Annotated in this window: 19 protein-coding genes and 1 pseudogene; 4 read left to right on the top strand and 16 right to left on the bottom strand. The window is 28.9% G+C overall.

Annotated elements, in window-relative coordinates; genetic code table 11:
* Positions 1-106: 106 nt before the first annotated feature.
* From CLPUN_RS14635 to CLPUN_RS14605, 8 genes are all read right to left on the bottom strand, one after another.
* Positions 107-751, bottom strand: a complete 645-nt coding sequence (locus CLPUN_RS14635; protein ID WP_077847993.1) for an IS3 family transposase — start codon at positions 749-751, stop codon at positions 107-109.
* On the bottom strand, positions 748-1425 hold the full coding sequence (locus tag CLPUN_RS14630; RefSeq protein WP_077847992.1) for a helix-turn-helix domain-containing protein: 678 nt from the start codon (positions 1423-1425) through the stop codon (positions 748-750). The genes CLPUN_RS14635 and CLPUN_RS14630 overlap by 4 nt, the downstream gene beginning before the upstream one ends.
* Before the next feature lie 161 nt (positions 1426-1586).
* Positions 1587-3014, bottom strand: a complete 1428-nt coding sequence (locus CLPUN_RS14625) for an MFS transporter (RefSeq protein WP_077847991.1) — start codon at positions 3012-3014, stop codon at positions 1587-1589.
* Between the two features lie 508 nt (positions 3015-3522).
* Positions 3523-3975: a MarR family winged helix-turn-helix transcriptional regulator gene (locus CLPUN_RS14620; protein WP_077847990.1), complete on the bottom strand. Its 453-nt coding sequence runs from the start codon at positions 3973-3975 to the stop codon at positions 3523-3525.
* Positions 3976-4578: 603 nt separating this feature from the next.
* Positions 4579-7413: an alpha-L-rhamnosidase gene (locus CLPUN_RS14615; RefSeq protein WP_077847989.1), complete on the bottom strand. Its 2835-nt coding sequence runs from the start codon at positions 7411-7413 to the stop codon at positions 4579-4581.
* Between the two features lie 63 nt (positions 7414-7476).
* Entirely contained in the window at positions 7477-7626 is a 150-nt protein-coding gene (locus tag CLPUN_RS27690; protein ID WP_158078778.1) for a hypothetical protein, read from the bottom strand.
* Between the two features lie 63 nt (positions 7627-7689).
* Positions 7690-7992 carry a hypothetical protein gene (locus CLPUN_RS14610; protein WP_077847988.1) on the bottom strand — a complete coding sequence of 101 codons (303 nt, stop codon included), beginning with the start codon at positions 7990-7992 and terminating at the stop codon, positions 7690-7692.
* Between the two features lie 56 nt (positions 7993-8048).
* On the bottom strand, positions 8049-9443 hold the full coding sequence (locus CLPUN_RS14605; protein ID WP_077847987.1) for an MFS transporter: 1395 nt from the start codon (positions 9441-9443) through the stop codon (positions 8049-8051).
* 466 nt (positions 9444-9909) lie between these two features.
* Here CLPUN_RS14605 and CLPUN_RS14600 point away from each other — a divergent pair, with 466 nt between their 5' ends.
* Positions 9910-11013: an AraC family transcriptional regulator gene (locus CLPUN_RS14600; protein WP_158078777.1), complete on the top strand. Its 1104-nt coding sequence runs from the start codon at positions 9910-9912 to the stop codon at positions 11011-11013.
* Between the two features lie 169 nt (positions 11014-11182).
* Here the strand turns inward: CLPUN_RS14600 and CLPUN_RS29820 are convergent.
* The 7 genes and pseudogenes from CLPUN_RS29820 to CLPUN_RS14565 all read right to left on the bottom strand — a co-directional run bounded on the left by CLPUN_RS29820 (position 11183) and on the right by CLPUN_RS14565 (position 19067).
* Positions 11183-12983, bottom strand: a pseudogene (locus tag CLPUN_RS29820) (N-acetylmuramoyl-L-alanine amidase family protein).
* Positions 12984-13022: 39 nt separating this feature from the next.
* The gene (locus tag CLPUN_RS14590) at positions 13023-13235 is read right to left on the bottom strand and encodes a hypothetical protein (RefSeq protein WP_077847985.1); all 213 of its coding nucleotides are present in this window, start codon (positions 13233-13235) and stop codon (positions 13023-13025) included.
* A complete protein-coding gene (locus tag CLPUN_RS29650) occupies positions 13232-13369 on the bottom strand; it encodes a methyl-accepting chemotaxis protein (protein WP_423237301.1) in 138 nt (45 codons plus the stop codon). Before CLPUN_RS29650 ends, CLPUN_RS14590 begins: the two co-directional genes overlap by 4 nt.
* A gap of 7 nt (positions 13370-13376) precedes the next feature.
* The gene (locus tag CLPUN_RS14580; protein WP_077847983.1) at positions 13377-13838 is read right to left on the bottom strand and encodes a putative transcriptional regulator; all 462 of its coding nucleotides are present in this window, start codon (positions 13836-13838) and stop codon (positions 13377-13379) included.
* A 103-nt stretch (positions 13839-13941) separates the two neighbouring features.
* A complete protein-coding gene (locus tag CLPUN_RS14575) occupies positions 13942-15240 on the bottom strand; it encodes an MFS transporter (protein WP_077847982.1) in 1299 nt (432 codons plus the stop codon).
* A 395-nt stretch (positions 15241-15635) separates the two neighbouring features.
* Positions 15636-18119 (bottom strand): glycoside hydrolase family 2, encoded by a 2484-nt coding sequence (locus CLPUN_RS14570; protein WP_077847981.1) that lies wholly within the window; start codon positions 18117-18119, stop codon positions 15636-15638.
* 66 nt (positions 18120-18185) lie between these two features.
* Entirely contained in the window at positions 18186-19067 is an 882-nt protein-coding gene (locus tag CLPUN_RS14565; protein ID WP_077847980.1) for a glycoside hydrolase family 43 protein, read from the bottom strand.
* Positions 19068-19388: 321 nt separating this feature from the next.
* Here CLPUN_RS14565 and CLPUN_RS14560 point away from each other — a divergent pair, with 321 nt between their 5' ends.
* Both CLPUN_RS14560 and CLPUN_RS14555 read left to right on the top strand, forming a co-directional pair.
* On the top strand, positions 19389-20486 hold the full coding sequence (locus tag CLPUN_RS14560) for an AraC family transcriptional regulator (protein WP_077847979.1): 1098 nt from the start codon (positions 19389-19391) through the stop codon (positions 20484-20486).
* Between the two features lie 368 nt (positions 20487-20854).
* A complete protein-coding gene (locus tag CLPUN_RS14555; protein ID WP_077847978.1) occupies positions 20855-21640 on the top strand; it encodes a hypothetical protein in 786 nt (261 codons plus the stop codon).
* A gap of 356 nt (positions 21641-21996) precedes the next feature.
* On the opposite strand, the gene CLPUN_RS14550 is transcribed toward CLPUN_RS14555, so the two are convergent.
* Positions 21997-22860 (bottom strand): LysR family transcriptional regulator, encoded by an 864-nt coding sequence (locus CLPUN_RS14550; protein ID WP_077847977.1) that lies wholly within the window; start codon positions 22858-22860, stop codon positions 21997-21999.
* Between the two features lie 411 nt (positions 22861-23271).
* Here CLPUN_RS14550 and CLPUN_RS14545 point away from each other — a divergent pair, with 411 nt between their 5' ends.
* Positions 23272-25236, top strand: a complete 1965-nt coding sequence (locus CLPUN_RS14545) for an ABC transporter ATP-binding protein (RefSeq protein ID WP_077847976.1) — start codon at positions 23272-23274, stop codon at positions 25234-25236.

The following is a 25236-nucleotide window of genomic DNA, read 5'->3' as shown; positions in this document are numbered from 1 at the left end:
CTCGAACTTCCACATTGTCTCGTGAGCTTTCTAACCCAAACGTTACCATTCACGCTAGTCACGATAGAGTTACCCCGAATGGATGGGGCAGTCTAACGACAATGTATTACGCGACTTCTTGTCGCACCTGAAATCCCCTGTCACTATGAAACAGTGGCTTTGCAGTCGGATTAGAACTTACTGCTAAATCAAATGTATCAAAAACAAGCTGATTGTTATTTGAGTGACCAACAACATAAGAAACAATGCTCTTATCAGCTAAATCAAATATTGCGCTAAGGTAAGCCTTTTTACCATTAAGTAGTTTAAATTCTGTAACATCTGTTAACCATTTTTCATTTGGTTTATTTGCATAAAATTCTCTATTTAATTTGTTTTCTGCAGTAATTTGTGGAGTGCTTTGAATATAAGATTTTCTCTTTTTTCTTATAACTGACCTCATGTTTATAGATTTCATTAATCTATAAATTCGTTTATGATTATACTGTTTATTCAGAAGTCTATTTATATTCATTGTTATCCGACGGTATCCATAGATACCATTTACATCTTCATAAAGCTTAACAATCTCTTTTAGTATTATTGAATTCTTCCTATCTAATTCAGTCTCTGAACGGTTAATCCATTTGTAGTAAGATGATCGTGCAATATTAGCTAAATTGCATAAATCAGCTATCGGATATCCATTTTGCTCATGTAATTCTTTTATAGAAATATATTTATATTCTTGGAGTATTCTAGTACCTATCACCTTCTTTCTACTTCCTTCAATTTTTTTAAGAAATCAATCTCCATCTTTAAACGTGTATTTTCTGCTTCAATAAGTTTTAATTGTGCAGATAATTTATCAGACTCAGTAAGCTCAGCAGCCTCTTTACGCTTACCGCGACGGTCTGTTAGTTCTTCATATCCATTAGCTTTGTATTTTCTTACCCATGTATAAACTTGTTGATAAGAAACCTTAAACTTATCAGCAGTAGCTTGGTAATCATCATTATTCGAAATGCAGAATGCAACAATCTCAGTTCTTTCTTCATAAGTAGTTTTTCTTCCATTAGTCATAATTCTATCCCCTTGCTTACTATGAGATTTAAATGTTTTATGACTATTATACTTCTTAATCCATTGTTGAAGAATACTATGTGAAGAAATATTGTATTTGCTACAAATTTCAAACAAAGAGCCTATTCCGTCAAGATAATCTTTTATAGCTTGATATTTAAGTTCTATAGGGTAAAATGTATTTTTTGTTGTAGTTTTAAGTCCTTCAGCGCCATGTAGCTTAAATTTACGAACCCATTGATCAAATGATTTTTTCGTCACATTTAACTCATAACAGATTTGGGTAGAACTTTTATTCCCACAAAGATAATCTTCAACAGCTTCAAGTTTTTGACCTGGAGAAACTTTAGCTTTTCTTCCCATAAAAATATACTCCCTTCATAATGACAGTTTTATTATTTTAACTGTCTACTATAAAGGGAGCATATCATATTAAAAATTAAATGTCTTTTATCATATTTACCATATATTCTATTATACTCTAAACCTTAACCCTCAGAAAAAAATATTAATTATTTTATATGTTACTGCTTAAATTTTTTCTTCATTTTTAATCTTATAGCTGTTATTACTATTCCTATACAACAAATTAAAGCAGAGGCTATATATACATGCTTCATTCCAAATATAAAGATATCCTCTCTGCCTTTCACATATCCAAGTACTTTTATTCCCATTTTTATGCTCATGAAAGAATATAAAATTAAAGTAGCCATAGCTACACCTGAAGATTGCCCTAAATTTCTTACCAAAGCATTTATACTTCCTGCAATACCTAATTTATCACTAGGTGCTGAAGACATAACAAGTGAATTATTAGGAGATAAAAATATCCCATTTCCAATTGATATTAAAAAAATATATATAATCAATTCTTTAACGGGAGAACTTTCATTTAAAGTTGCCATTAAACTCATACCTATTCCCATAAGTATTAATCCACTAAGTGTTAAAAGCTCTGAGCCAATTTTATCAGATAAATAGCCGCTAAAAGGTGCAATTATTGTAATTATTAATGGAGAAATCATCATAATTATTCCTGAGTAATCAGGTGTCATTTTTAACACATTTTCAATATAAAATGGTTGAATAATATTGTTACTATTAAATGACATATAACATATAAATGTACATAATATACCTATAGAAAAAAGTGAACTTTTAAATAATGAAAAATCTACAAGAGTATACTTTACTCTCTTTTCTAAAAATATAAATGTAATAAACAAAATTATTCCCATAACAAAACCTGCTATAATTACCTGATTATCATATCCAATAATTTCGCCAGTTATAAGAGAATAAAAGCAGAAAATAACACTGACTCCAAAAATCACAGCTCCTACAAAATCAATATCTTCTTTTTTTTCACTTAATTGGTCAGGTAACATTTTAATACCTATTATTGTTGCTATCACTCCAACAGGAATATTTATAAAAAATATATAATACCAGTTTAAATATGAAATTATAACCCCCCCTAATGGTGGTCCTATCATGGTTCCAAGTGCTAAGAAAGTTCCAGATATTCCAAGTGCCTTTCCTCTTTCATTGGCAGGGAATACTTGGGTTATTATTCCTTGATTATTTGCCATGGCAGCAGATGCTCCTATTGCCTGGATTATTCTAAAAAACACTAGCGATGTAAAACTTTTTGACAAACCACAAAATAATGATCCCATAGTAAATACTAATAACCCTAAATTAAATACCATAGATTTTCCTTTTATATCCCCAAGTCTTCCAAAAAATAAAATTGTACTAACTATTGTAATTAGATAACAAATTATTATTAATTGAATAGAATACATATCTACAGAAAATATATTTACCATGGCTGGTAATACTACATTTACTATAGTGCTATCCAATGTTGCCATGAATGGAAGTAACACCAAAACAGCTAATATTATCCATCTGTTTTTATATTCCTTCCTTTTTTCTATCTCCATAATCCAAAATCATCCTCTTTAATTAATTTATCAGATTATTATACATTTCTTAATTAAATTTATACTTTTAAACAAGCATTTATAGAATTAGATCTCCATTTTCAAACATCGGTTTTAGATACATACCAAAAATTTAATTGTATTATAAGTCCTTTCAATAATTTATAATTTAAATGTAATATAATTAATCTATTCTTATATCTTAGTACCTATTAACCTTTTGCATGTATATACATATTATCAGAAAAATAACTCTTGATTACTACAAGTTTTATAAATAAACAAGAACTCCATTCTGTTATTACTTTTCACATTGTAATACATATATGAGAGTTATAAATTTAAAGGCTACAGTATCTAAAAACTTATAATCATCTTATGCAAATGACTATAAAATACTGACAAAATATTATTGTGAATATTTTTCAATGAAAGCAGATTATATTGAAAGATATGAAGTAAATATATGATTAAGGTCTTCATCTAAGCCAAAACTAGGTATATGTTATCATGAAGATATTTTATTGATAATAGTTTGGATTTGCGTTAATGTCTCCAAAAATCCCGTAAATTTTTCAGCACCAATCTCCTTAAATATTAGAGATTGAACATTATTCCATACTGGGATAGCTTCATTTAGTATTTCTTCTCCCACATTACTTAAAGAGATACATTTTCTTCTTGAATCATTACCGTCTGTTCTTACATTAACATATCCTTTTTTTCTTAAAATTTCAATATTACGAGTTAAAGTCGTTTGATCCATTAATAATATCTCTGCCACTTCACTTATTGCGATATTCTCATGTGCAGTTATATCTGATAATAATGAGAATTGAGGAGTTGTTAGTCCAACAGTCTGAAAAATTTGATCAAAATGCTGAGTAGTAATTCTTGTTGTCATACGCAGATTTCTACAAACACAATTTTTTAATGATTTTAAATTATTTAAATTAGACATAAATACTATACCACCGTCAAAAACGCTGAATATACATATAGTAATCTATAGTAATTCTCACTGTCAAGCTACTAAAAATTATCTATTTCTAAATTAATAGTATAAAATATCTATTATTCTTTCTTCACACTTTGCTTAATATTTAGATCATTTACTTTATTCTTATACATTATTTTTTATTAATAAATACAAATTGTTTTACCAAATCCAGAATATTTATCACTTGATACACATTTTGTTAACAATTTATTTGTCAGTCGATTAAATCTAAAAAATTATAAAATATGTTTCTATATTAAAAGAAATAAAAGATTATAAAACTGTAACAAGCATGACTACTAATAGTAATGATGCTCAAACTACTCTTAAATTTTAAGAATAATTTTTAATGAAAACTTTTTAAGAAGGCAGTTCAACCTATTATAAAATAGCTTAAACTGCTCTTCATTATAAATGAACATATCAATTTTAGATTTCCGTAGATTTTGTGGCGGAGGTTGCCCGTTCAGTAAGACATGAACTGCCTCTAAGCATAACTCACAATATTCTTTGTTACAATTTTCATTATTACTGGTTCTATATTTAATCGGAAATATTTATATATCAATCAATATTAACTTTAATTTCCCCTAATTTCTTATCCAACTCATCCAATACATCACTTGATACAGGAAAAAATGGCATATGTGATAATTCTCTTAGCGACTTATCCCCTACTTTTCCTATCATATGATCTGGAAGCATTATAGGCAATACTTCAACTAACCTCTTTTTACTTTCTTCATTTTTTACTAATTCCTCATAACTACATTCAGTACTGTAATATTTAATGTAAGCCACTTTTGGTACATAATAAAATTCATATGAACCGCTAACTAATTCTACAATTACATTTTCATTGCTTTTACTTGAATTAAGGTCCGTTTCTTTTAGTAACTTACTATTTACTTTTACATTTTCTAATTTTGCATTAGGTAATATTAAAGTTGCAGATGCATTAAATGGAATTAAAAATCTAAAGCTTAAATTTCCTTCTTCACTTATTTCCCATTGACTTTCATATAAACCTACTGATGAATTATACGATGCTTTTGCATATTTTAAACGATAATCAGGCATAGGAGTTAATTTTATATGCCTAAAACCTGGTTTGCTTTCTACTGGATTTATTCCTGCCATATATCTATACATCCATTCTACAATTGAACCATAAGAATAGTGATTTAATGAATTCATATCTGTACCACTTATTTTTCCATCTGGAAGTACAGAGTTCCAACGTTCCCAAATTGTCGTTGCACCCATTGTAACTGCATATAACCAGCTTGGATAATCTTTATTTAAAAGCAATGTATAAGCTAAATCATTACATCTATTTTCTGATAACGCTTTACATAAATAAGGAGTTCCGATAAACCCTGTTTTTAAATGGTTTTTATCTGCTTTAAATCTTTCACGTAAATCATTTATCACTCTTTCTACTTTGCCTTCTGGTGCTAAATCCATATAAAGTGCAATTATATAGGCTGTTTGATTTTTTAGTGCTAAACGTCCAGTGCTTGTAAAATATTCTTTCCTTATTGCTTCTCTAATTTCACTGGCTAAAGCTTCATATTCTTTAAATAATTCTTCTTTTTCTAATATTTTTGCAGCTTTTGCAACAATCCTTGAAGAATAGTAATAATACGCTGATGCAATAAAACCTGTTTCAGTTCCACCTGCAAAGCTGTTAGGATTTTCCCCATCTAATGCAAGCCAATCTCCTAATTGGAAGCTTGTTATCCAAAGTCTTCTTGAACCTGAATTATCATCTTGCTTTTTAATAAAATCTACCCATGCTTTCATACTATCAAATTGCTGCTCTAATATTCTCTTATCTCCATATTGAACATATACATTCCAAGGTATTATTGTTGCTACATCTGACCATCCACTAGAACAACCATCTCCAGTACCAGCTACTGGTACAATATTAGGTACAAGTCCTTCCCTAACTTCCTGCTCACGAGCTATATCATACATATACTTATTAAAGAAAGCAAAAGTATCCATATTAAAACTTGCAGTACCTGAGAAGACTTGTGCATCTCCAGTCCATCCTAAACGCTCATCACGTTGTGGACAATCTGTTGGAACATCTAAAAAGTTTCCTTTTTGCCCCCATAATGCATTCAGAAATAATCTATTTACTAATGGATTACTAGTTTCTATATGCCCTGTTAGTTCCATATCGGAATACAATACGCAGCCCGTAAAATTATCTGAATTTACTTTTCCATGATATCCACTTACTTTTACATATCTAAATCCATAGTAAGTAAAGTGAGGTCTTACTACAGCTTCTTCACCATCTGATATATATTTAAACTCACATTTAGCACTTTGTAGATTGTCTCTGTAAAAGTTGCCTTCTTGAAGAATTTCACCATATTGAAGAGTTATTTCACTACCTTTAGGAGCATTGGTTTTAAACTCAATCCAGCCAACCATATTTTGACCTAAATCAAGAACTGTTTCTCCAGCAGGTGTTGTGATTATTTCTATTGGTTTTAGTCTTTCTTTCATTTTTACTGGCAAGCTTAATCTTGCTTTTAATTTATCTGTACCTAAATCTATTTCTCGAACTTCATAACTAGTTTGTTCATTAAATGTAGAATCATAAACTTCACCATCGTAAATGCCACTTGATAAAATTTTGCTTTTTCTTGATTTCCAAGTTTCATCTGAATTTATTACAAGGCTAGTACCATCTTCAAAATCTATAACTATTTCACATAGTAAAGCAAACTTATCTCCATATAGATTTTCTGTTCTAGAAAGCCCAAAACGTCCTTTATACATTCCATTTCCTAGTAAAACATCAATTGTATTTTTTCCTTGTTCTAATGTATTGGTAATATCATAAGTTTGATATTGTAACCATTTATCATAAGCATTAAAGTTTGGAGCGAGATACTCCTCTCCACACTTTTGTCCATTAATATTTATTTCATATAACCCTAAACCACATACATAAGCACGTGCACATTTTATAGACTTTTCTATATTAAATTCTTTATTTAACACCGGATGTATTACACTATCTAATTCTGGTGTTATCCATTTTGAGCTCCAAGATTCATCTATTTTAGCTGTTTCAAACCAAGCAGACTCACTAGTTGCAATATCTCCATTATTAGCCCATACTGTTACCTTCCAGTAGTAACGAATTCTTGGTCTTAAATCTATAGGTAATTTAAAAGCTAAACTATCTATTTCTTCACTTTTTCCGCTATCAAAAACAATATCATTAAATTCTTTATCTAAAGCCACTATAATTTGTGCAGCGACTTGCTTTTTTGCATTTGTATCACAAGTTACAAATGAAAGGCTTGGCTTACTTAAATCAAATCCTAATGGATTTTCAATGTGATTTGTTTTTAAATTAATTATTTTCATAGTTTAAATCTCCCTCTAAATTGAAAATTTTGTACTAAATATCATAAGAATTCACAAATTATATTATTTATTTAAACTCATTATTTCATATGATGTTAATTCTGATAATTGTAATCCTATTTTATCTTCAAACCATGCTTCTGCCATGCTCATCCATTTAGCCTCCTCTAGATATACTTGGCTTTTAGTTTGAGCAGTAGCTATTCTAATCATAGATTGAACGTTAATGTTACATCTAAAATTTTTTAATTATTTCTATTAAATATCATTTATAAATTAATCATAATTAAAAATTATAGATATTTCTTTGATCTCTCCTTTAGAGTTTTTCCTAATTACATACTTCTTAATATCTTTACAATTATTTTGTAACTGATAATTTAACTCTGTTATAGTTGCCTTCGCTTTTTTAGTTAGACCTCCATCTTCAACCACTATAAATCGTTCTTTCTTACATGTTAATTCTTCATTTACATCATCAATAACTACAAAATATTCTGGTTTCTCATCTATTAACAAATACTGCTTTCCTACAGTTAGACTTGAACATAAATTATTATCTATACATTTTATTATCAATTTAAACACCTCATAAATTCTACTTTTTTATAATATTAAGATATAATATTTTATTTTTAATGATTTAATATTTTTCTTGAATTAAGCTTTTCTAATACGTTTGAGTACTCACTATCTAACTTATAAAGTGCCATCATTATTATTTCAATTACTGTAATAACTACAGGTATTATTATAAATAATGCATTTATTCCAAGCAGTGCTGGCGCAGATTGCACTTGCGCACCGCCAATGTATCCTGTTATTCCTAGAACCCATCCTATAAGACCTGTTCCTAATCCACTGCCTATCTTTGTTCCAAAACTTTGTGCACTAAATATTAATCCTTCTTGTCTTATTCCATTTTTCCACTCACCATATTCTACAGTATCTGCAAGCATAGGTCCTTGAGTCCATTGCGTTGCTGTACCAATTGCTTTTATAATTACTCCTGCAACTACAATTGTAAGATTAGCTGCGCCTAAGAACATAATTGCATATCCTACAACCATTAAAACTAAACCTGCTATTAACATATTTCTCTTACCAAACTTCCGAACTAATGGATATCCCAAAGGTATGCATATAAACATTGGAATCATATTACACAAAGCTAGAATTCCTACTGCCCCTGGATTTTTTAATATATATTGCGCAAAATATACTGTTACTCCCATACTAAGGGCCATTACCATATTCGAACAAAAACCATTTCCAGTTAATATAAGCCAATATTTGTTTTTAAATAAATATTTTATCTCATCTTTCATATCTCGTTTTTCTTTTTTAGAATTATTAGCATCATGATCTATACCATCATTTCCAACTCTTTCTTTTGTATTCACAAACGCTAATATAAATAATGCTGCAGAGATTGCTCCAAAAATTACAAATGTGATTGTCCATGCTATTTTCCCACCGCCAAAAGCATTTACTAAAGGTAATGTTCCTGCGTTAATAGCTAAACTACCTATTGTAGTCATTATTGATCTTATAAACCCAATGTTTTCTCTTTCCTTTTGATTTTGTGTAACCAATGAACTTAATGAATAATATGGTATTACCGCTGCCGTATAAATAATACAGAATGTATTGTATGTAAGAAATATATATACTAATTTTCCAATTTCACCCACTTCAGGTACTGTAAACAACAATATTCCCGCTATACCATAAGGAATTGCCATTCTTAAAAGCCAAGGCCTAGCTTTTCCATATTTAGATTGAGTTCTATCTGTAATAAATCCCATAGCAATATCTGCAATACCATCAAATATTTTTGATATTAACATTATTGAGCCAACAGCTGCTGCACTAACTCCAGCCACATCAGTATAGTAAAATAGTAAAAATGCACCCATTGCCGTAAATAATAAATTTATACCAACCTCACCTGAGCCATAGGATACTTTTTCTTTATAACTTAACTTTACATCTGCATTCTGAATATTATTCTTTATCACTTGTTCCATATATCTAACCTCCAATTATTTTACTAGATAGAAATTTTGACGAATCATATTTTAATTTAACAAAATACAATTTTATACGTTTTCACTTCATATAAAACTGTGCACTAAAAATTTGATTCTTGATCTTACTTTAGTTTTCATATTATTCACGACCTTATCTTATTTTTATTTTATATATATGTTCTAAAAAATTTTGTTCATTAAGATTTAATTTCTATATTAGAGTGATTGGATAAGACAACCAACTAAATTATGAACTTTCTTAATTAGAACTTATATATATCATTAATAAAGCAAACGTAATTTATTTTATGTACTCATTTTAATGTATGAAACCCTTTTTATCCATGATTTAAAACAACTTAAATTTGATTTTTTTTTAGATTGATTTTTTTGCCTAATTGTATACTAATTTTACTTTTGTTATACTGAATTCATAAGGTACATGAAAGGATGGGAAAATAAAATGATTGATATGTACACTATTTCTGGAATGATTCAATCCATTTTAACAAACTCTTATTTGAATAATGGAAAGAAGAAAAACTTTGAGGATGCAGTTATTGAATTGTATGAAAAAAAGAACTATGTGACTATAAAACCTAGCTTGCCTGAAGAATCCTTTTGGAATTGTTTATCTGATGATGAATTTTTAGATTTATTAAACAATATTCCAATTTGTATAAACACCATTCTTGAAAATGGATCTATAGTTAAATCTTCAGAATTAAAAGAATCTATTATTCTCCGAGAGCAAAGTGATATTTTTGTAAATAAACACTTTAATTATATAAATGATCAGACACATTCCCATGATTATTTTGAGATTTATTATGTCTTCAAAGGAAATTGTGAGTTTCAATTTGAAAAAGAACATCGCACTCTTGAAGAAGGCGAACTATGTATCATTGCACCTACATCATCACATAATATAATTGCAGATGATAAAGATTCCATCATAATTTCTATTGCCATTAGAAAAAGTACCTTTGATAGTACCTTCTTTACGCTACTTTCACAAAAGGATTTACTCTCTTACTTTTTTAAGACAATGCTTTATAACAAAACTACACCAAATTATCTTCTATTCCATACTAAAAATTCAAAGGATATTAAAATCATAATTAAAAATTTAATCATGGAAAACAATAAAAATGATATGTATTATAATACTTGCAGTATTAGCTGGGCAAACATTCTTTTTTCTACTATTTTAAGAAACTATAGTGAAACAATACAATTTAATAGCTATGACATGGGAAGTGATTTTTCATTAATCGTACAATATATACAAAATAATTATAAAACTCTTACACTAAATTCTCTTGCTGAATACTTTCACTATAGTGAATCTCATTTAAGCATATTAATAAAAAAGAATCTTAGCTTAAAATTTACAACTCTTATAACAAAGTTAAAAATGGAAGATGCTAAGAATTATGTTATAAATACTGATTTACCTATAGAAAAAATTTCTGAATCTGTAGGTTATAATTCTGTTGAACATTTTTCTAGAATGTTTAAAAGATATTATAAAAAATCACCACAGCAATATAGAAAATCACAATGATAAAATATTTAAAGGGACAGTAGATAGTTTGGTGTAAAAACAAAACTATCTACGTCCCTAAATTTATAAAAGAGCTAACTTGCTAATTATTAAAACTTAGCAAATTAACTCTTTTTAATAAATTTTAAAACTGTAACTTAAGCACCCTTTTGTAAAACTTTTTTATTCATTACTTAACCCAAGCTCCATTACTACCTAAAACATATCCATCAACACTTGTATTGCTTAACATAACTCCTGATGTATTACAAAAGTAACAATTTCCATTGTCATTAATCCAACCAGTTTGCATTGCACCTGACCCATTTAGATAGTACCATGACCATCAACATTTTGCCATCCAGTAGCCATAACACCGTCAGCTTTTAAATAATACCAAGCAGTACCAGCCTGTAGCTTTAGTCCCATCAGCTTTAATATAATTCCAAATTCCATCAGTATTTTTAATCCAGCCATTTACTGTGGTTAAAACCGTTGCTTCCGTTGTTGCATATGCCGTTTCCGTAGTTGTTGCATCATTTTTATCCTCTGCTGATGCTTTTGGATATACAATAGAATAACATTCTTTATCTGTATCCCAAACAACTACATCTGTTGGAAGACTACAATGTAAGTTTGTCATTCCGCCATCTACTTTATATAATTTTTCAAATTTATTGTCTTTACAATTGAATCTCTTAACATATCTATCCCCTAGAACCCAAACATCTCCACATCCTAATTTAAATCCATTTGTTTTTACATTCGCTTCATCATATTCATCTACATCGATGTAATTATAACCACCCTTTGATTTAAAATTAAGAGTTTCTGCATATACTTTTGCATTAATAAAATCATAATAAAAGCTAGTATTGTATCCCTGTGTTCCGCCTCCTATTGCATGTAATCCAATGCCTGTATAAACGCTACCCGAACCATTTCCTAATCCAAGTAATGATAGCGGATTACCATCCTCATCTGTCATAAAATATGTTTTTACATCTTTTGCATATTTAATTCCATTTATAGTATCTGATGCCTGACCTTTAGAAATCTTCTGTAATACCGTTACACTATTATCATCACTAATAGATTGTCTAAAATAATGAGATTTTGAACCTAATTTCACTTCATCTGTTACATTTTCATAATTGCTATCCTCTTTACCTGCTTCTTTTTTTCATATTGTAAGCTTTGCAGTTCTTACTATATATTCAGGTCCTTCATCCCATGTTCTATCATTTTCAATTTGTGCCTTTATTTCATAATGCTTATCATTTTCCTTTACTTTATAAGAAGAATTTGTATTTTTAACTGTAATACTACTACCAGTTGTTGTAGATACACAGATACTTCCTAAATTATAATCAACATCAATATCCTTCAGAATCAGAATAAATTGTAGCTGTATCCTTAGTATAACTTCCAACTACAAATGGGTTGTCCAATCTATAGAAATACTGCCTCCAGCTGCCTGTAAGCCCCCACATGGTTTCTTCGCCGCTGCCATCACCTCTTACAGTAGTGTCTGCTGTAACAAGGTTATCAATACTATCTTCTGAAAATCGTCTATCATTATCTTTCTTAATTTTATTTCTTAAATTTCTTGCAATATCCCCATTTTCAGCTACTCTACTATAATCATCTAATTCTTTGCCAGTTGTTATATCTACATAATATACAACACCAGTGCCACTCTCTGTCATTTCTAAATATTTTCCCTGACATATATCGCCTATTTTATCTCCTGTTTCAGCATCTTCTAATTTAGTATATTTTCCATCTTTCAAAAGATAAATAGCTCTATCTTCATCACCATTTATCTCACCATCAATAAGAAATACACCTCCAGCTTTTGAATAAGCATCATAAATAACTCCATCCTGAGACTTAATCATTTGATATTCGATTGCCATGGCTGGTACCATTGATACTATAGATGCAGCAATTATTAATAAACTTGTAATTTTTGTATATCTTTTTAACATATTTCCCCCTGCTTATTTCTTTTTATTTCTTAAGTTATGTTAATTTTTTACCCCCTCAACTAACTTTTGAGAATTTAAAGTGATTTCTTCGATAATTGTTGAGACTTCTTCAATATTTTGACCTTGACTTTCTGCAATATCACTTAAGTTATCCATTGACTTTGTGATACTTTCAATATTATTTTTCATTTCTTCTAAATACGATGATATTTGCTTAGACGCTTCACTACTTAACTGTGATAATTTTCTCATTTCTGTAGCCACAACTGAAAGCCTTTTCCATTCTCACCAGCTTTAGCTGCTTCAATAGATGCATTTAATCCCAACATATTTACCTGCTTAGATATACTTTTAATTAAATCTAAAACTTTACTACTTTCGTTTATGTTTATTTCAGTTTTTTTCTACTTTATCTATTATTTCATTAACATTATCTGATAATTTTTCTGCACTATCTTTGATTCCATTTATAGCATTATTAGTTTCAACTAGTGATACCATTAATTCTTTAGAAATATTTCTAATTTGACTTTCCTTCTCTGTATTTCTTGTTAAACACAAAATTCCTTTTACATTATTATCTGAGTCTTTTATTGGTATGCTTATGAGTTTAAAATCAATACCATGCTCTGCTTTTGTTAAAACAGTATGGATTGTTTTCTTATACATATTAACTTTATCTCTTACTGGATTTCTTTCTACTCTATCCCCTACTTTTGAAGGAGGTCTTATTGTTTTTCCTTCTGAAATAAATAATATTTCTTTTTTATCTTCAATAACAATAGAGGTATCTTCCTGAAAAAATTCCTTCATTATTGGTACTGAATTTATTAAATATTCAAATCCGCCTTCCATTTATATTTCCTTTCTTATAAGTAAAAGTATGATTATAAAAATAAATAGATATATAAGTGAATATAAATCTCCACCATATGCAGAGATTTATATTTAGTATTACTTATTCATTAACTAATTCTTCTTTTCCTAATGTTTTTTCATTCTTAGATTGTCCTACTTCTGGTATTGGAATTACCACTAAAGCAGAAAGTATTGAAAAGCCTGAAAGAACTATAAAAAAGAATGTATATCCATCATCACTCAATAATTTTGTTCCCAGTGTTATAAGCATTGGTGCTAAAAATTGAACAACTGCTGAGGATAATTGTGTTGTTGTATTCATTATTGCTATATCTTTCCCGGTATTCTCTTTAGATGGTAATATTCTATTTACCAATGCATTATCTATCGCTGTATACATACCAAAACCAAAGTTAAAGAAGAAGTTGCCTATTATTACAAAACTTACACTGCCAGAGAATGCAAATGCAATCATACAAATTCCTGTAATCAGTGCTGCTATCATTACAAATGGTTTTTGCTTTTTAATTTTATCTGATATAAAGCCTCCAAATATTCCTGCTACTACCATTAGCATTATTGCTGGTGATTGATATGCCATAACTCTCATAATATCACCTTCACCAAGATGGAATCTCATTATGTAGAAAAGAGTTAACATATTTAATCCAGCATTTGTAACATTTATAAAAAGTTTAGTAAGAAGTGCCCAAGTATATTCTGGATATTTCTTTACACTTGGATAGAAATTTTTAAAGCCTTCACTGAAACCTTTCTTCTTTTTTACGTTTCCTGTAAATTGAGTATCTTTGATAAGAAGTGCTGCTAGTATTCCACCTATAACTTGTATAAGTATAATTGCTAAAAGCTTTTGTTGAACAGGTACATCAGCATATACTCCAAGTAACGCCTGACCTATCATAACACAAACTGGAGCTGCTGCACCGAATAATCCAGACACTCTGCCGAATTTTTCAGGATCAACTTGTTCCGGAACTACTGCATAACATGACAAAGTTACCATTCCATAAAAGAGGTTAGCCAAACAATATCCTATAATAAGAACTGGTATTGAAGTTGCATAAGTAAATGTAAGCATTGATAATGCTCCTCCTACACTTCCAGCAAACATCCAAAATCTTCTTCTACCCATTTTAAATTTAGTCTTATCTGCAATAGCTCCACCTAAAGGAGATGAAATAACTAAAAATATTCCTGTTATTCCTCCTACCATTCCATATACTGCCGTTGCATTTTCAACTCCAACAATTCTAATAATATTAAAGGTTGCAAGTCCAAAGCCTAAGAGTACCAATGGTGCTATTGATGTACCTAATCCAAGAACTGCCCCTATTAAAAGTCTTGCAAAAGGTGTTTTTTGAAATCCTTGATTTTTCATAAATATAATACCTCCATTTTTTATAAATTACTTTGTTAACATTTCCATTTAGTTCAAATGAAAATGTTTTCTTATTTATGTAAACATTTTAACATTCTAAAAATTATCAATCCATGTAGTATTTTAATCTAAATCCGGCTTTTTTTTAGATATATTTTTCTTTAAAAATCACATTTTCAAATCATTGGATATTGGTCATACATAATTCAACTTAAACAACATATATTCCCAAAAGCTAAAACTATCTTCATAATAAATAGTATTCAACATAAAAAGAATGATTTACCAGAAATCCGGTAAATCATTCTAAATATAAACATATAACTTATAAATAAATATTCTGTATTAATACATTTTAATTCATGTTCTTTATATATCTGTATTATTCCCCAATACTATTTTGATACATTAATCTCTGTTTCAGCTGTAATTAACCCTTCAGATGATGCTTCTATCGTTAAAGTGCCACCATCTTCTGTCCCTTGTATAATTGCAATACAATATCCATTGAAAGCATTTCTAAAGTTAGTTTTATCAGAGTCATGATCCATAGGATTACCATTTCCTGTGCCTATTAAATCTCCGTCACCTATGATTTTAAATGTAACCTTATTTTGTGCATTAGGTACAACAACACCATCTTTATCAACAATTGCAATTGTTATAATAGTTACATCTTCACCATCTGCATTAATGGTTGTTCGATCAGGTGTTAATAAGATACCTGCTGGTGCTCCTGCTGTTTTTTGAACGTCCATTGAAACTTCAATACCATTGTTGTAACCTATCGCAATAAGTTCTCCAATCATATAATCAACATCAAAATCAACAAAGTACTTGCCATCTTCCTTTGACTTTTTACCTAATGATTTTCCATTTAAAATAATCTCTATTTCTTCACAATTAGTTATTGCTCTTACTAAAATATTTTTACCTTCCCTATCTGGCCAAGTCCAATGAGGAAGTAGATGTACTACAGGTTTATTTTCAATCCACATAGCTTGGTAAAGATAAAAATTATCTTTAGGTAATCCACATAAATCAAAGGTTCCACTTTGTGCCATTACTGATGGCCAAAAGAATGGAAATGGTTCTCCACGATAATCAAAGCCTGTCCAGACAAACATTCCTCCCATTCTAGGATTTTTAAGATAGAATTCCCAGGCTTCCTCTGGAGGGCATGTACCACCTGCTCCTCCTGCGGTCTCTGGAGCAATGCTCATTTGAGTAATTACCGCATTTATACATGATATAGAACATTTTTCAACACTATCCTCATAACAACCACGTGTTGTAGCTTTCATTACATTTTCAGTGCTTATAAAAAGATTCTCAGGGTAAGCTTCAAGATTTGGCAGTACATATGATTGTGCCAAGTCACTCTCAATATAATTTACTCCTATAACATCAAGTATATCTATATGTTTTCCTGAGCTTGATCCAAATATATCAGCACTCGTAATAAGCCTTGTTGAATCCAGAGATTTAACTATGTTCTTCATACGTTTATGCATACGTATTGACAGAGTGCTTCCTCCTATAAACTCTTCGTTACTAATACTCCACATAAAAACACTTGGATGATTTCTATCGCGTAATACTTGAGCCTCAAGATCTTTTATTTTTATTTCACTAGCTTCTAGAAGTCTACCTTCATTCATGACAAGCATTCCAAGTCTGTCACACGCTTCAAGAAGTTCAGCTGCTGGCGGATTATGAGCACAGCGATAAGCATTTACTCCTGCTTCTTTAAGTTTTTGAATCTTAAACTCATGTATTCTATCAGCTAATGCCACTCCAACGCCAGCAAAATCTTGATGCACTGACATCCCTTTAATAGGAGTATGCTTCCCATTTAATAATAAGCCTTCAGTTGTATATTCAATACTTCTTATTCCAAATACAGTTTCATAATCATCATTTATTTTATTTTCAGAAATTATTTCAGTTACAACCTTATAAAGCTTTGGTGAATCTATATCCCAAAGTTCTGGATTATCAACAATTATTTCCTGAACTATTTTATTCTTCTGCATTCCTTCGTTTATCGCATTCACAACACTTTCTCCAACAACATTCCCATCAGGACTTATTATTAAAGTCTCAAGAGTATATTTGGCCTCTTCAAAATCTTCATTGCATATTGTAGTTTCAATTTTAATTACAGCTTTATCAGCCTCTATTTTAGGAGTTTGTACGTAAGTTCCCCACCTATCAACATGAAGTTTCTCAGTCTTTGTAAGCCAAACATTACGATAAATTCCGCCGCCTTCATACCACCAGCCTTCATTACCAGAAGTTGTATCAATTCTCACAAGTATAACATTCTCGCCTTCTTGTCCATATTTTAACAAATCCGTAATGTCAAATTGGAAACTGCTATAACCACTGAAATTTTCTCCAATATAACAACCATTTACCCAATAATCAGATATTCTTCCAACGCCATCAAATTCAATAGAAATCTTTTTCCCCTCATCTTCTTTAGGAATAGTAAAAGTTTTTCTATAATATCCTATTGTTTGTGGAAGAAAACCATACATAGCATTTTTAAAGTCTTTTACATAGCTTTGATCAATAACAGCATCATGAGGTAATTTAACTTTATCCCACCCCTCTTTTCCTTTCTCAATAGATTCCATAGCAAACCAATCCTTATATTCATGCTCTGATGCTGCTCTTGGTCTATGCATTACCTTTAAAAGTGGTTCAATAGCAGAACCATTAAGAAACAAAGAACCATTTTCATCAACAGCATTGTTTGTATAACCACCTATTAATGCTGATTTTTGATGATTTTTAGGAATTGGTCCAATTTCATTTCTTGTAAAATACCAATCATTATTAAATTTAATTCTTGATCTAACTTTAGTTTTCATATTATCCACGTCCTTATCATAATTTCTATTTTATCTATGTCAATTGATAAACTATAACCAATTTATTTATAACAAAACTAATACACTGTCTATTTCTTTCACCTTTTTAAACTGAGGTCTTTCCTTATACAAATCATTTGGATAATGTAATGCGTATATTAACTCATTTTTATTGTTTTTAAATAACATTCCATGACCACCATTTTCACTATAAAGTGGAGTTTTTACATGATGCCACTGTCCATCTATTTCTCTATTATCTGAATATGCCATTCCTACTGCATAACCTCTTTCACCCCAACTAGACCAAAGCATTAACAGCTTTCCTGATTCTGTTCTATACATACATGGACCATCTACAAAATATACATCCCCATCAATTCCAAACTCTTTTTTGGCAAAAGGTATCGGTACCGACCATGGTGCTTTTGATGCTTGAAATAATAGTCTTGGTTCACTTACAGCCTCTTTCAAATCCTTTGAAAGTTCAATTACACACATATCCCCATTTGGAGTATCCTGAAAGGAATGTCCAAAAATCATATATGGTGTACCATTAGAGCTAAAATAAAGAGTTCCATCTAAACACTTCCAATCTATTGGAGTAACTGGTCCATCACTATGAGGTACAAATGGGCCAGTAGGTGAATTAGCTTTAAGTATTTGCGTTCCCATATTTCTATCTGGTGAACCAAATGTGGTTGCTAAGTAAAACTCACCTTTATAGTAATAACATTCAGGAGCCCAATAATTTCTGTCTGCCCAAAAATCACCGTTATTATGGAATATTTCTATAGGACCTTGCCATTCCTCCATATCTTCACTTACATAACAATCAAATCCTTCTGCAAGCCCCCAAGTTGTTGCACTTCTTGTACCATACAAATAATATCTTTCCTCATATTGCAAAATATATGGATCTCTAATATTTATTTCGTTAGTCTTCATTTATTATCACTCCTTAACCTGTTTCCATACCATCAAATTATTGTATATTCTATTTTTGTCTAATTTATTTTTTCTGAAATTACATAATTTTTTAGATATTAAAATAAACTGGCTATTATATTATTATCTTACATCTTTCATTTTAACGTATTAAAAATTATCAATCCATGGTATAATTTTATAAAAATCCGACTTTTTTTTAGATATATACATTTAATATTATAAATAAACATAACCATATAAGTTAGTCAAGAGAAAACGTTTTTAATTATGTAATTATTTTGCTACACTATTTATATTAAGGAAGGATAGAAATAAACAATGATAGACATGTATGTAACTTCTGGAATGGTACAATCCAGTTTAACAAGATCTTATTTAAATTATGAGAAAAAAAAAGGTTTTAAAGAAGTCATTACAGAAATGTATGAAAAAGAAAACTATGTAACCATAAAACCTAATTTATCAAAAGAACTTTCATTAAGTGACTTGTCCGAAGATAAATTTTTAGATTTATTATATGAATTACCAATTCATATAAATAATATTATTAAAGTTATTTCTAATACTGAAATAGGAGAAGCTGATATTCTTCCAGAAAATAGTGATATTTTTGTGTTTAAGCACTTCAATTATATAGATAATCATATTCATTCACATAATTATTTTGAGATTTGCTATATTTTTAAAGGTAGCTGTAATCTTCAGTTTGAAAAGGAACAACGTACGCTTGTTGAAGGAGATTTATGCATTGTTGCACCAACATCATCACATGATGTAATTGTCGATAATGAAAACTCTATAGTAATTACTATTTCTATTCGAAAAAGTACTTTTGATAGTGCCTTTTTCACTCTACTTTCTCAAAAAGATTTGCTTTCTTACTTTTTTAGAACAATCTTGTATAATCAAACTTCATCCAATTACCTTTTATTTCATACTGATAATTCAAATGACCTTAAGATGATAATTAAAAATTTGATTATGGAAAATTATAAAGGTGACATATACTACAATAACTGCAGTATTAGCTGGGCTAATATTCTTTTTTCTAATATACTGAGAAATTATAGTGAAACAATACAATTTTATAATTACAATATGGATAATGATTTTTCATTAATTCTACAATATATACAGCATAACTACCGAGATCTCTCATTAAAAACTCTTGCTGAACATTTTCATTATAGTGAAGCACATCTAAGCACATTAATAAAGAAGAATGTTGGTTTAAATTTTGTAGCTCTTATAACAAAATTAAAAATGTCAGATGCTAAAGATTATCTTATGAATACTAATTTATCCATAGAAAAAATAGCAGAATATATTGGCTACAACAATGTTGATCATTTTTCTCGAACTTTTAAAAAATATTATAACAATTCTCCACAACAATATCGGAAATCGCTTTTATAAACTTTTATTTAGAAATACTATTATACATACATATTTTAACCTTAAGTTGCTTTTTAATATTAATTATAAATATAAAACCTTTTATCATATGTGAAACTCATAACAATTAATCTCTTTATTGTCATGGGTTTCGTGTTTTGTAAAGTGTTTTATTTAAAATTCACAAAAAATTATAATTCAATTACTTCTATAAAATTCTCATATCTTTATAATTTTTTTCTAATGTATAATATCCTTTTTCTCCACACTTGCGTGAAGGTCACAATATATTTTTTACATAATAAATTCTTAAATCAATTAAAGAATTTAAATAAAACATCGAAATTATAAATATATTAAAATTATTGTAATTTTTAGGAGGCAAAAAAATGAAAATATTAACTAAGAATACTACACCTAGCAATAATACATCATTTATCTCTAAAACAAGTTTTAATAAAAAACTTACTATAAATGAAAAAATTAAAGAAAAAAATAATGAAACTAATGTAATAAAATTTTATGGCAAAGATAAAAAATCAAAAGACTCAGATTTTCTAAATTCAATTGTTGAAAGAAACAAAGAAATGCAAGAAAGAATAATTGATGTAAAATTAAAAGATTTTAAACATTTAATAAAATTAGAAGATCAAAAAGATAATGCCATTAAATCCATAAAAGATCTTTGTAAAGAAAATAAAGATCAATTATCGCAATGGAATGGAATAAGTTACGAACTAAATAATATATTATCAGGTAATGTTGACTCTGTTCTTCAAAATATGAGTTTTAAGAATGTGAATGATAATATTACTAATCTTGAAATAGGTGTCATTTTTGATGATTTATCTGGTTTAAAAAAATATTATGATGATGGTTTAGATTCGTCTTCAAGTTTTATTTCATATAGAAAATCAAAAGGAGACGATTCTACTTTCGATCCAAATAACTTGTCTGATTATAAGAAAGGTGCTTATTCTTTACTTGAGACATTAAAAGACTCATATAAAAATCTTTTTAGAATTAATGACGCAATTAAGGATTTCAAAAAAGACAGTAAAGAAAGATTAGAAGAAATGCAAAAAAACATGGAGAAAATAAGTTCCAATTTCAAATCAGAGAAAAGTGGATTTGATGAGGCACTAAAAATAGATAGAACAAAAAAAGGAAACTAAATTTTGAATATTATTTTTTATTGTATTGATGCCTTTAGTATAATTCCGATATTAAATTAACTGGCATATATTTTCAAATTGCTGAAAATATAATAATTTTGATTTAAGATGTCCATAAGAAATTTTCTTCAACATAATATGTATCAACACGAAATCCATGACAATAAATTTTTAATTGCCATGAATTTTGTGTTCTAGTGATACGTCTCATCTCTTCAGCCTAATATCTGATTTTTTCAATATACAAAAAATAATTTTATATTATATACTACTACAACTTTTAATTATAATTCATTTTTTTAAATATAAAAAAATCATAAAATATGTAAAATTTAATTTTCAAAAAGATACTATTTCTATTTAAAAAACTCTAAAAACTTCTTTGCAGCCATAGATAAGTATCTTTCCTTTATCCAAATAGCCGAAATTTGAGTTCTTAAGGTATCTTTATTTATTTCTTTATATTTAATATTATCCATAAAATCAAAATTAATAGCTGATTTAGGAACTATTCCAATACCAAGACCTGCTCTTGCCCATAAGATTGTAGTTCTTGCATCATCATTTATACAAAATATATTAGGTTCCAAGCCTAAATCTTGAAATTCTGTTAAAAGTATTTTTTCAAATCTTCTATATATTATTAATGGCACTTTCTTTAATTCTTCTAAAAGAATTTCCTTCTGCTGGCTTTCAAACTTATAATCACAACTCATAACAGCTACCATAGGTTCAGTTTCTAGAAATAAACATTCAAAATTTTGAGAATTAAAAGGTGTTCTAACTATACCTACTTCTATGATCCCTGAATTTATCTTTTCTATAAGTTCATAAGTATTTCCCTCATGTATTTCAAATTTTATATTTGGATATTTTTTATTAAACTCTATTAGCCTCTTACTTAAAAGAACTGTTCCAGAAGATGAAATTGTTCCAAGTCTTAATGTTCCTTGGATTCCTTTTCTAAACTCCTCTATTTCCTTTGTAGTCGAAGTTGTAATTTCTAATATATGTTTAGCCCTTTTATAAAGTATTTTTCCTGCATCTGTAAGCTTTATTTTTCTAGCACCTCTTTCGATTAATTTTATTCCAAGTTCATCTTCTAATAATTTTAATTGTGTACTTAAAGGTGGTTGTGCCATATGAAGCTTATTTGCTGCATGAGTTATAGTTCCTTCTTCTGCTATGGTAACAAAATATGTAAGCTGCTTTATATCCATAATTATTCCCTTTCATGATATATCTTTTATCAAAGCCATATTAAAACAATTGACATAGTTTTAAATACTAGATATCAATGTTAATTTCTTCATGTCATGTTTCTAATTAAGCTTTTTTAATTTAAATTGTTCTTAGGTGCGATTAATAAGTTCTTGGTCTTGCTTCACACTTTTTATAGGTATGTGCTTTTTTAATTTGGGTTGCTTAATAAAGTCCTTGGCTGTGCTTTGTACTTCTTCTAAATGTACATAATTTTTTATATAAATGCTCTTGGTTGCGCTTCGTACTTTTTTTAAGTGTATACTTTTTTAATATACTTTATATATATGATAAATATTTTTAATATACTTAATACTTTGTTACAATAATAACTGAAATATTGAATTTACTCAAGAAAGGATTTGATAAACATGCTTAAAATAGCACGTTTTTTAAAAGCTTACAAAAAACAAGTTATCTTAGGACCAATTTTTAAATTAATAGAAGCAATTTTTGAACTTATCGTTCCTATTATTATGGCTAAAATAATTGATATTGGAATTCAAAACAAAGATATCTCTTATGTTCTTAAAATGGGTATTCTTTTAGTCCTCATTGGAATTGTAGGTCTTTGTTCTTCTCTTATATGCCAGCGTTATGCAGCTATTGCTTCTCAAGGCTTTGGAACCACAGTAAGAAATGAACTATTTTCTCATATTAACACCTTCTCATATAAAGAAATTGATAAATTTGGTACACCATCATTAATAACAAGAATTATAAATGATGTTAATCAGCTTCAATTTGCAGTTGCCATGCTTATAAGACTTGTTATTAGAGCACCATTTTTAGCAATGGGTGCAATTATCATGGCAATAATTTTAGACTTTAAGCTATCATTAATTTTTTTAATAGCAACCCCGATTATAGTTGCTATACTTTATTTTGTAATGAGTAAATCTATACCTTATTTTCGCTCAATTCAAAAAAAGTTAGATAAAATTTCTTTAATAACACGTGAAAATCTTGAAGGCGTTCGTGTTGTTCGTGCATTTTCAAATCAAAATTATGAAGAAACTAGATTTAAGGATGCAAGTGATGACTTAAGCAACACAGCTATTAAAGTTGGTAAGCTATCTTCTTTATTAAATCCACTTACATATATTGTTTTAAATTTTTCAATAATTGCAATCATATGGTTTGGAGGAATACGCGTAGATGCAGGTAATTTAACTCAAGGACAGATAATCGCCTTTGTAAATTATATGACTCAAATACTTCTTGCCCTCATTGTCGTTTCTAACCTTGTTGTTGTATTTACAAAAGCCTCTGCTTCTGCAGCCAGAGTAAATGAAGTTTTTGAAACTTCAAGTTCTATAATTGGAAACAATAATAAACTTACATTAGATTTGAAAAGTGATGCTTATAAAGAAGCTTTAGATTTAAATCAAAAAAATAAAATTAACCTAAATACTCAAACATTAGGTCTTAGTTCTATTCGTAACAATCCTGCTAAGATTGAATTTAAGAATGTCTCATTTTCATATGGAGCTTCTGAAAAATATATACCAAACATTGGTTCAAATTCTATAGCATCTGATGAATACATTAATAAACAAACTAATTCTTTAGTCAGTGAAGCAAATTCTGGACCTTTACCTAAACCTGCTAATCAAGAATCACATGCTAGTCAAGTTTCATTAAATAATATCTCCTTTAAAATATATGAAAATGAAACTATAGGAATTATAGGAGGTACTGGTTCTGGTAAATCAACACTCGTTAATTTGATTTCTCGTTTTTATGACCCATCTAATGGAGAAATATTTATAAATGAACATAATTTAAAGGAATACCCACTTTATAAGATTAGACATAAAATAGGCTTAGTACCTCAAGCTTCAGTATTATTTACAGGTACTATTGCTGAAAATATAAAAATAGGAAATCCTGATGCTACTAATGAAGATATAAAAAGAGTGCTTGAAATTTCAGAATCCGCTGAATTTGTAGCTAAATTATCTAAAACATATGAAACCCATCTTGATCAAGGTGGTAAAAACTTATCAGGAGGTCAAAAACAAAGACTTACAATAGCTAGAGCATTAGCTATTAATCCTGAAATCTTAATCCTCGATGATAGTTTTAGTGCTCTTGATTTTGCAACTGATGCTAGGCTTAGGAGTTCTCTAAAAAACAAGCTCCCCAAAAATACTACAGTAATAATTGTATCTCAAAGGATTGCAACAATTAAAAATGCTGATAAAATACTTGTACTTGATGATGGAAGTCTAGTAGGAATTGGAACTCATGATGAATTAATGAAAAATTGTGATGTTTATAACGAAATTTATTTTTCTCAAAACCAAGAATCTGAAGAAAGAGAGGTTAATTAA

The sequence above is a fragment of the Clostridium puniceum genome (genome assembly GCF_002006345.1).
In the GTDB taxonomy this organism is placed as follows: domain Bacteria; phylum Bacillota; class Clostridia; order Clostridiales; family Clostridiaceae; genus Clostridium; species Clostridium puniceum.
Note: the sequence above shows the minus strand (reverse complement) of the source record. Positions and strands in the feature narration are given on the sequence as shown.